The 898-nt window shown below is 70.2% G+C and carries 2 protein-coding genes; both read right to left on the reverse strand.

The window, feature by feature from the left end; genetic code table 11:
- Positions 1-667, reverse strand: a 667-nt coding sequence (locus ACFQEU_RS16800; RefSeq protein WP_379783998.1) for a 5,10-methylenetetrahydromethanopterin reductase, incomplete at its 3' end; no start/stop codon positions are given.
- Positions 668-677: 10 nt separating this feature from the next.
- Positions 678-898: coenzyme F420-0:L-glutamate ligase (locus ACFQEU_RS16805; RefSeq protein WP_379784000.1), on the reverse strand; the 221-nt coding region annotated here is incomplete at its 5' end.

The raw sequence follows: 898 nt of genomic DNA on the forward strand, positions 1-898 counted from the left end.
GGGCCGCCTCGCCGTCCTCGGCGACCGAGACGGCGGCGTAGGCGATCAGGTCGAACTCGCCACGGTGCTCGGGTCGGTCGCCGAGTCCGTCGTCGACCTGGTCGCGGGCCCACGCGAGATCCTTCGGGTGTGAGCCGTTGTACAGGAGGCCGTCGGCGTGTTTCGCCGCCATCCGACACATGTGCGGTCCCTCGCCACCGACGTGGACCGGGATCGACGCGCCCTGCGGGGGTTCGTAGTTGAGTCCGGCGTCGGTGGCGTCGAAGCTGCCGTCGTGGTCGACGCGCTCGCCGGCCCACAGCTTTTGCGCCGTCTTGAACGCCTCCAGCACGGAGCGGAGCCCACGCTCATCCTCCAGCCCGAGGTTGCGGAGGGTCGAAGGGTCCCCCGGGCCGAGCCCGAAGACGGCCCGGCCCTCTGATAGTTCGTCCACGGTCGCGACCCGCGATGCGAGCGTCACGGGATGGGTCTCGTACGGGTTGGCGACGCCCGGGCCGAGCCTGACCTCGTCCGTCGCGGTCGCGAGCTGTGAGAGGAACGCCCACGGGTCGCGGTTGTTGTAGTGACACGTCGAGTAGACGGCGTCGTAGCCGGCTTCCTCGGCGCGGACGCCGAGGTCGACGAGGCGATGCAGGTCGTGTTCGGGGGTGAGTTCGATGCCGAGCATGGTGTGGTGATTACGTCCGGAACTCCCAGTCGCGGAGCGCTTGGCGGACGAAGTCGCCGTCGACCGCGCGGAAGTGGTTGTTCGAGCCGTCATGGTCGCCGAACGTCCAGTCGCGGACGACGACGACAGGCGTGCCGCCCGCGCCCTCGCCGGCGAGGAGGTTGGCGGCCGACGCCAGCTCGTCGATCACGTTCTGGACGGTGACGCCCATCTCGCGGCCGTCGCGGTCGA

The organism is Halorubrum tibetense, assembly GCF_042661865.1.
GTDB lineage: Archaea > Halobacteriota > Halobacteria > Halobacteriales > Haloferacaceae > Halorubrum > Halorubrum tibetense.